This window comes from Actinomadura rubrisoli (assembly GCF_004349215.1).
GTDB classification, from domain to species: domain Bacteria; phylum Actinomycetota; class Actinomycetes; order Streptosporangiales; family Streptosporangiaceae; genus Spirillospora; species Spirillospora rubrisoli.
Genome location: NZ_SMKU01000379.1, coordinates 1 through 8,538 on the forward strand (window position 1 = coordinate 1; position 8,538 = coordinate 8,538).

Below are 8,538 nucleotides of genomic sequence, written 5' to 3' on the forward strand. Positions count from 1 at the left end.
GGAGAGAAAGGGCATTCGCGACCATCTCCCACGATCTTCTGCCCCCGCATTCCGAGAGCCTAGTGCGTTTCCCATGGGACTTGTTCATCGTGCACAGAACGGGAATCCATGAGAAACGCCCTGGCCCCGCTCCCTCGCGGCGCGCGGCGGGGGAGCGGGGCGGGGCGGCGGTCAGGCCAGGGCCTCGGTCAGGCCAGGGCTTCGGTCAGGTGGGCGAGGCCCTCGCTCCGGTCGCGGAGGTGGAGGCGGACGGCCGGGCGGCCCAGGGAGCGCAGGACGCGCAGGTCGCCGAACGCCTGCGCCAGCTGGAGCTCGCCGAGCGTGTACGGGCGTCCCGGCACCGGGACATCGGCCGTGACGGCGCCGGTGATCTGTAGGAACGCGCCGTTGCGCGGGCCGCCCTTGTGGTACTGGCCGGTCGCGTGCAGGTGACGGGGACCCCAGCCGAACGTGACGGGCGCGGGCCGCTTGCGGAGCTTGGCGCCGCGCCCCGCCAGCAGCGAGCGGAGATCGGCGGCCCCGGCCTCGCCGGAACGGTCCAGATAGGCCAGGACGGCGAGGTACCCGTGCTCCGGGACGGCCTCCAGCAGCGTCTCCATCGCGTCCGTCAGGGTCCCGGCCCCCTTGAGCAGCTCCTCCGGCGCGTGCACCTCCACCGGGCCCGAGACCAGGACCGGCGGCCTGCTGACGACCGTGGGCGCGGTGCCCTCCTCCGAGCGCAGCAGCGCGGCGGTGCTCTCGCGCGAGTCGCGGACGTCCGGCTCGTCGAACGGGTCGACGCCGATCACCCGCGCCGCGACCGCCGCCGCGTACTCCCACAGCAGGAACTGCGCGCCGAGCGGGCCCGTGACGCTCACCCCCGCCTCGCGGCCGGGGCCGGGCTCGTCCGGGCGGCGGCCCAGGATGACCCGCCGCAGCTCGTCGGTCAGCTCGAAGCCGGGGGAGGCGACGTCCTCCACCGGCACCGGCAGCAGGCCCTTGCCCTGCTTGCCCAGCGATCCGGCGACGAGCTGCTCCGCCCACGCGGCGAACCCCGCCAGGCCCGAGCCGTGGTCGGCGATGACCAGCTTGTCGCGGCGGGACAGGGCCGAGGAGCCCAGCACCGCGCCCAGCGCGAGCGCCGGGTTGTCGTAGGGCTGGCGGAGCGCGCCCGCCAGCCGGGACGCCTCGTCCAGCAGCGCGTTCACGTCCACGCCCGCCAGCGCGGCGGGCACCAGCGCCCGCGCGCCGAGCGCGCCGAAGCGGCCGTCGACATCGGGCTCGGACTGCACGAAATGGTGGCCGACCTCGTGCGCCGCGCGCTCCATGGCGGACCCGGCCTCGGCGACGACGACGAACCGGCGCGCCAGGTCGGCGCCGCTCAGCCCCGCCTCGGAGAACGCCCGCCCGAAGATCCGCCGCAGCGACTCCGCCTCCAGGCTCTCGCCCGTCACGACGACGAGCGTCCTGTCCAGGCCCGCGGCCAGCACGCGCGACACTTCGTGCGGGTCGGTGGTGTCCAGGACGGTCAGCGCGGCGCCGGCCGTCCGGCAGATCGCCTCGGCGGCCACCGCGGACCCGCCCGCCCCCGCCAGGACGATCCGGTCGAGGCCGGCCGCGCGGGCCTCGGCCGCCGGCCCGGCCAGCCGGGCCGCCAGGGACCGCGAGGTCTCCGGCAGGCCCAGCCAGCCCAGGCGGCGGGCGGCCAGCGGGGCCGCGTCGGGGCCCCACAGCTTGGCGTTGCGGGACGCCAGCGAGCCGGGCACCCCGTCGGAGACGAGACGGTCCAGGACCGCCTCGCTCTCTTCGACGACCGGGCCGCGGATGGTGACCGAGATCCCCCCGGCGGTCACCACCGAGGTCACGCGCCGGCCCTCTTGGAGTCCAGCTCGCCGGTGATGGAGCCGAGCAGCTCCAGCCAGGACGCCTCGAACTTCTCGACGCCCTCGTCCTCCAGCACCTTCACGACGTCGTCGTAGTCCACGCCGGCGTCCTTGAGCGCCGCCATGTGCGCGCGCGCGTCGTCGTAGGCGCCGCGGACGGTGTCGCCCCGCACCTGGCCGTGGTCGGCCTCGGCCACCAGCGTGGCCTCCGGCATGGTGTTCACCGTGCCGGGCGCGACCAGCTCGTCCACGTACAGGGTGTCGTTGAGGTCCGGGTCCTTCACGCCGGTCGAGGCCCACAGCGGGCGCTGGGGGCGGGCCCCGGCGTCCTTGAGCGCCTTCCACCGGGTGGTGCCGGACTTCTCCTCGTACAGCGCGTACGCCAGGCGCGCGTTGGCGAGCCCGGCCTTGGACCGCAGCGCCTTCGCCCCGTCCGAGCCGATCTTGTCGAGCCGCTTGTCGATCTCGGTGTCCACCCGGCTGACGAAGAACGACGCCACCGAGGCGATCTTCGACAGGTCCCGGCCGTTCGCGCGGGCCTGCTCCAGGCCCGCGAAGAACGCGTCGATCACCTTGTCGTAGCGCTCCAGAGAGAAGATCAGCGTCACGTTCACGCTGATGCCCTCGGCGAGCGCCGCCGTGATCGCGGGCAGCCCCTCCTCCGTCGCCGGGATCTTGATGAACAGGTTGGGCCGGTCGACCATCCACCACAGCGCGCGCGCCTCGGCGACGGTCTTCTCGCTGTCGCGAGCCAGGCGCGGGTCGACCTCGATCGACACCCGGCCGTCCAGCCCGTCGGTGCGGTCGTACACCGGGCGCAGCACGTCGCAGCCCCAGCGGATGTCGTAGGTGGTGATGGCCCGGACGGCCTCCTCGACGTCCACGCCGCGCACGGCCAGGTCGCGCACCTGGTCGTCGTAGGCTGAGCCCTTGCTCAGCGCCTTGGCGAAGATGGTCGGGTTGGAGGTGACGCCGACGACGTGCTTGTCCTTGACGAGCCGCTCCAGGTCGCCCGTGCGCAGCCGCTCCCTGCTGATGTCGTCGAGCCAGATGGACACGCCCTCGTCCGAGAGCTGCTTAAGGATCTCACTCATCGCTTTCTCCTCGTCGTCGAGTTCCGCGGGGGGCCGGCCGCCCCGGCGGGGCCGCCGGGAGCGGCCCCGCCGGAGCTCAGTTGCCGGTGGTGGCTCCGCGCCCGGCGTCCTGGACGCCGGCCTTGATCAGGCTGGCCTTCGCCGCCGCGACGACCCGCTCGGAGGTGAGGCCGAACTGCTCGAACAGCGTCTTGTAGTCGGCGGACGCGCCGAAGTGCTCCAGGCTCACCGACTCGCCGGCGTCGCCGACGTAGCCGCGCCAGCCGAGCGCGATTCCGGCCTCCACCGACACCCGGGCGCGCACGCCCGGCGGCAGGACCTGCTGCCGGTAGGCGTCCGACTGCTCCTCGAACCACTCCACGCACGGCATCGACACCACGCGGGTCGGGGTCCCCTCCGCCTGCAGCGCAGTGCGGGCCTCCAGCGCGATCTGGACCTCGCTGCCCGTCGCGATGATGATCACCTCGGGCCGGCCGCCCGCCGCGTCCGCCAGCACGTAGCCGCCCTTGGCCGCGCCGTCCGCGGACGCGAACTCGCCGCCGCGCTCCAGCGTCGGCAGCTTCTGCCGCGTCAGCGCCAGCCCCGCCGGGCGGTCGGTGTGCTCCAGGACGGTCCGCCACGCGACCGCCGTCTCGTTGGCGTCGGCCGGGCGGACCACGTCCAGGCCCGGGATCGCGCGCAGCGCCCACAGGTGCTCGACCGGCTGGTGCGTCGGGCCGTCCTCGCCGAGGCCGATCGAGTCGTGCGTCCACACGTACGTCACCGGCAGCTTCATCAGCGCCGCCAGCCGCACGGCCGGGCGCATGTAGTCGCTGAAGATCAGGAACGTGCCGGCGTACGGGCGGGTGCCGCCGTGCAGCGCGATGCCGTTGCAGATCGCGCCCATCGCGTGCTCGCGGACGCCGAAGTGCAGCGTGCGGCCGTACCGGTCGCCGGGGAACTCCTTGGTCTGGAACTCCTCGGGGATGAAGGACGGCTCGCCCTTCATCGTGGTGTTGTTGCTCTCGGCCAGGTCGGCCGAGCCGCCCCACAGCTCCGGCAGCACCGGCGCCAGCGCGGTCAGCACCTCGCCGGACGCGGCGCGGGTCGCCAGGGGCTTGCCCGCGGCGAACTCGGGGAGCTTGCCGTCCCAGCCGGGCGGCAGGGTGCGGGCCGCGATCCGGTCGTACTCGGCGGCGCGCTCGACGTCGGCCGACCGCCACGCCGCGAACCGCTCGTCCCACTCGCCGTGCAGCGCGCGGCCCCGGTCGGACACCTCGCGGGCGTGCGCCAGCACGTCGGCGGGCACCTGGAAGGTCTCCGCCGGGTCCATCCCGAGGATCCGCTTGGTCGCGGCGACCTCGTCGGCGCCCAGCGCCGAACCGTGGATCTTTCCGGTGTTCTTCTTGTTCGGCGCCGGCCAGCCGATGATCGTGCGCAGCGCGATGAACGACGGGCGGGCCGTCTCGGCCTTCGCCGCGGCGAACGCCTCCGCGAGCCTGCCGACGTTCTCCACGTAGTCGCCGTCCACCGTCCAGTCGACGTGGTGGACGTCCCAGCCGTACGCCTCGTACCGGGCCCGGACGTCCTCCGACAGCGCGATCGCGGTGTCGTCCTCGATCGAGATGTGGTTGTCGTCGTACAGCAGCACCAGGTTGCCGAGCCGCTGGTGGGCGGCCAGGGCGCTCGCCTCGTGGCTGATGCCCTCCTCGATGTCGCCGTCGGACGCGAACGCCCAGACGGTGTGGTCGAAGGGGGACTCGCCCTGCGGCGCGTCCGGGTCGAACAGGCCGCGCTCGCGGCGGGCCGCCATCGCCATGCCCACGGCGTTGGCGACGCCCTGCCCGAGCGGGCCGGTGGTCGTCTCCACGCCCGCGGTGTGCCCGTGCTCCGGGTGGCCCGGGGTGAGGCTGTTCCACTTGCGCAGCGACTTCAGGTCGTCCAGCGTCAGCGGGTAGCCCGACAGGTACAGCTGGATGTAAAGGGTCAGGCTGGAGTGCCCGCAGGAGAGCACGAACCTGTCCCTGCCGGCCCAGTCCGGGTCCGTCGGATCGTGCCGGAGGAACCGCTGGAAAAGAAGATAGGCGGCCGGTGCCAGGCTCATGGCCGTCCCGGGGTGACCGGAGCCCGCTTCCTCGACCGCGTCCATGGCGAGGGCGCGGATCACGTCCACCGCCCGCCGGTCTAGATCGGACCATTCAAACGTGCTGATGTCCCCACTCACGGAACGCCAGGCTCCTCTCGAACCGCTGTGTGTTGCAGAACCAGTCTTCAAGCGATGTGCTCGGCGCGGCGCGGCCGCGCCCTCCGCCGCGGCCTCGTTGGCGTAACGTCCGGCGTCGCCGTGCGTCTTCCCCCGCGGCCCCGTGCGGCTGCCCGCGTGTGACCGGTGAAGATCATGCCGCGCCCCTCGCGAGCCTATCGCGCGACGGGCCGCCACAGGCGGGAGCGGACGCCGCGGGTCCGCGCCGCGCCCTCCGGCGGGTCCGCGCCGCTACCTCCGACCCTTGCCCGATCGGCTCCCCGGCTAACCCCCCGCAAGGGTGATCTCACGGGTGGGAAGGCGGCCGCGCCCGGCGCGTCCGGTGCCCCGGTGCTCGACCCCCGGAGGGGGCGGACTACAGTGATGGCGCGGTTGACGGCAGCGACCGCGGTACGCACACCAAGCCGAAGTCGCACCCAGCCTGAGGCCGGCCCGGATCGCGGGGGCACCGCCGAGGCGGCGCGCGATTTCCCCATCCCTAGTTGGACGTGGACCCGATTGTGACGGTGCTCAGCAACAAGCGCGGGGTCGAGCTCGACGAGCAGGTGCCGGGGGCGCCCGCGGCCCCCTTCGAGCCGGCGGACCGGCCGGCGGCCGGTGAGGGTTCGATCGGCGCGAGCCTGCGCGCCTACGTGGCGCTCACCAAGCCGCGGGTGATCGAGCTGCTCCTGATCACCACCATCCCGGTGATGTTCCTGGCCGACGGGGGCGTCCCCCCGCTGTCGACCGTCCTGCTGACGCTGGCGTTCGGCACCATGTCCGCCGGCGCCGCCAACGCGATCAACTGCTACATCGACCGCGACATCGACGCCAAGATGCGCCGCACCCGCCGCCGCCCGCTGGCCCGCGCCCAGGTCACGCCCGCCCGCGCCCTGGTGTTCGGCGTCACGCTCGCGGCGCTGTCCACCGCCGGGTTCCTGCTCACCGTCAACGCGGTCGCCGCGGCCGGGTCGCTGTTCGCGATCCTGTTCTACGTCTTCGTGTACTCGCTGCTGCTCAAGCGGCGCACCTCCCAGAACGTCGTCTGGGGCGGCATCGCCGGCTGCATGCCCGTCCTCATCGGCTGGGCCGCGGTCACCGGCGGCCTCGCCTGGACCCCGTTCGTGCTGTTCGGCGTCGTCTTCCTCTGGACGCCGCCGCACACCTGGACGCTCGCCATGCGCTACCGCGAGGACTACGCGGTCGCCAAGGTCCCGATGCTGCCCGTCGTCGCCACCGAGCGCCGCGTCGTCACCGAGAGCCTCGCCTACACCTACGCCACCGTGGCCTGCTCGCTGCTGCTGTGGCCGGTGGCCGGAATGGGACCGCTGTACGGCGCCATCGCGGTCGTGCTCGGCCTGGTGTTCCTCGCCGAAGGCCACCGGCTGCTCAAGGCCGTCCGCGCGGGCGTGACCGGCGTGCACCTGCGGCCGATGCGCTTCTTCCACCTCTCCAACGTCTACCTGGCGCTGCTGTTCACCGCGGTCGCCGTCGACCCGCTGCTGCACTGAGCGGCCCGTCCCGCCCCGCCGGTCACCATCTGTGACGACCTGGGCTTAGCGCCGCGACCAGCGGCCGGTTACGCTCGCGTCATGGCGCGCGTTGACCCGAAGGCAGTGCTCGAAGGGCGGATCCCTGGGCGGCCGCCGGTCGCCCTCATCGCGGGGCTGACCACCACGTCGCTGTGCGCCGTCATCGCGCTCGGCGTGGACGCCCTGTACGGCGGCGCCGGCTTCTGGGTGGGCGTGATCCTCGCCATCCTCCCGATCCCGCTGCTCATCGCGCTCGCCCTCACCCTGGACCGGCTGGAGCCCGAGCCGCCCCGCGCGCTGGTCTTCTCGTTCATGTGGGGCGCGGGCGTCGCCGTCCTCGGCGCCCTCCTGCTCAACACCCTCGGCCTGCTGTACGTGACCGTCCCCATCTTCGGCGAGGCGAAGGGCCACTTCGTCAGCGCCACCTTCGGCGCGCCCCTGATCGAGGAGTCGTTCAAGGGCGCGGTCCTGTTCGGCCTGCTGTGGTTCCGCCGCAACGAGATCGACGGGTTCGCCGACGGGATCATCTACGCCGCCATGGTCGGCCTCGGCTTCGCCATGATGGAGAACATCACCTACTACATGCGCGCCTACGAGGACGGCGGAGCGCAGCAGCTCCAGGCGGTGTTCATCCTGCGCGGCCTGGTCGCGCCGCTCAGCCACCCGCTGTTCACCTCGATGACCGGCCTCGGCGTCGCCTACGCCGCCACGCACCGCAGGGCGCAGCTCCTCGCGCCCCTGCTCGGGCTGCTGGGCGCCATGATCCTGCACGGCCTGTGGAACGGCGCCACCACGTTCGGCCTCGGCGGCCTCGGCATCGTCTACCTGCTCGACTTCGGCGTCCTGGTCACGCTGATCGTCATCGTGTCCGTCGAGCGCCGGGGCACCGTCCGGCGCATCGAGGCGTACCTGCCGATGTACGCCGGCACCGGCCTGGTCACGCCGCAGGACGTGCGGATGCTGCGCTCGATCCCGTCCCGCCGCGCCGCCCGCCGCTGGGCCCGCTCGGTCGGCGGCCGGGACGCGGGCCGCGCCATGGTCGACTACCAGCTCGCCGCGACGGAGCTGGCGCTGCTGCACCAGCGCGCCGACCGCGGTGTGGCCGAGCCGCACTGGTTCGCCACCCGCCGCGACTCGCTGCTGGAGCTGATGGGGCTGGCCAGGCAGGCGTTCCTGCGCACCCCGCCGCGCGCGGGCGCGGGCCCGCCGTGGGCGCCTCAGGGCCCGTCCGGCTTCCTCCAGCCGCCCGCTCCCGGCCCGTACGGCAGGTAACCGGGGGGCGGGTCACGGTCACGGGCACCCGCCCATACGATGGTGCCGTGGCTGAGCGACCCAACCCGCTGATCCGAGCGCGCGACGCCGTCTGGCACCCCACTGCGAGGTCCCTGCGGCTCCTGGCGCTCCTCGGCGTGATCGGCAACGCGGCCATCGTCGCGACCGGCGGCGCGGTCCGCGTCACCAAGTCGGGGCTCGGCTGCCCCGAGTGGCCCCGCTGTACCGGCGACAGCCTCGTCCCGACGCGCAGCCCCGAGCACCCCGCGCTGAACATGTCGATCGAGTTCGGCAACCGGATGCTCACCTTCGTGGTGCTGGCCGTCGGCGTCCTGGTCTTCGTCGCCGCGCTCCGCCTGCGTCCCCGCCGCAAGGACCTCGTCCGGTGGGCGCTCGCTCAGCCGATGAGCGTGTTCGCCCAGGCCGTGGTCGGCGGCATCGTGGTGCTCACCAAGCTGCACCCGGCCTCGGTGGCGCTGCACTTCCTCATCTCGCCCGCGCTGCTGATCTTCTGCGTGGCGCTGTGGGTCCGCGCCGGCGAGGGCGACGCCCCGCCC

6 protein-coding genes are annotated in these 8,538 nt (G+C 73.5%); 3 read left to right on the forward strand and 3 right to left on the reverse strand.

Annotated elements, in window-relative coordinates:
* Nucleotides 1-188 precede the first annotated feature (188 nt).
* From E1298_RS40145 to tkt, 3 genes are all read right to left on the reverse strand, one after another.
* On the reverse strand, nucleotides 189-1,844 hold the full coding sequence (locus tag E1298_RS40145; protein WP_131902625.1) for a glucose-6-phosphate isomerase: 1,656 nt from the start codon (nucleotides 1,842-1,844) through the stop codon (nucleotides 189-191).
* Nucleotides 1,841-2,956 (reverse strand): transaldolase, encoded by a 1,116-nt coding sequence (gene tal, locus E1298_RS40150; RefSeq protein ID WP_131902626.1) that lies wholly within the window; start codon nucleotides 2,954-2,956, stop codon nucleotides 1,841-1,843. The genes E1298_RS40145 and tal overlap by 4 nt, the downstream gene beginning before the upstream one ends.
* Before the next feature lie 76 nt (nucleotides 2,957-3,032).
* Nucleotides 3,033-5,159 (reverse strand): transketolase, encoded by a 2,127-nt coding sequence (gene tkt / locus E1298_RS40155; RefSeq protein WP_131902627.1) that lies wholly within the window; start codon nucleotides 5,157-5,159, stop codon nucleotides 3,033-3,035.
* Between the two features lie 584 nt (nucleotides 5,160-5,743).
* Between tkt and E1298_RS40160 the strand changes: the two genes are divergently transcribed.
* The 3 genes from E1298_RS40160 to E1298_RS40170 all read left to right on the forward strand — a co-directional run.
* Nucleotides 5,744-6,688, forward strand: a complete 945-nt coding sequence (locus tag E1298_RS40160; protein ID WP_131902629.1) for a heme o synthase — start codon at nucleotides 5,744-5,746, stop codon at nucleotides 6,686-6,688.
* Between the two features lie 81 nt (nucleotides 6,689-6,769).
* The gene (locus tag E1298_RS40165) at nucleotides 6,770-7,981 is read left to right on the forward strand and encodes a PrsW family intramembrane metalloprotease (protein WP_131902628.1); all 1,212 of its coding nucleotides are present in this window, start codon (nucleotides 6,770-6,772) and stop codon (nucleotides 7,979-7,981) included.
* A 47-nt stretch (nucleotides 7,982-8,028) separates the two neighbouring features.
* The coding region (locus E1298_RS40170) for a COX15/CtaA family protein (protein ID WP_207945119.1) at nucleotides 8,029-8,538 on the forward strand (510 nt) is incomplete at its 3' end.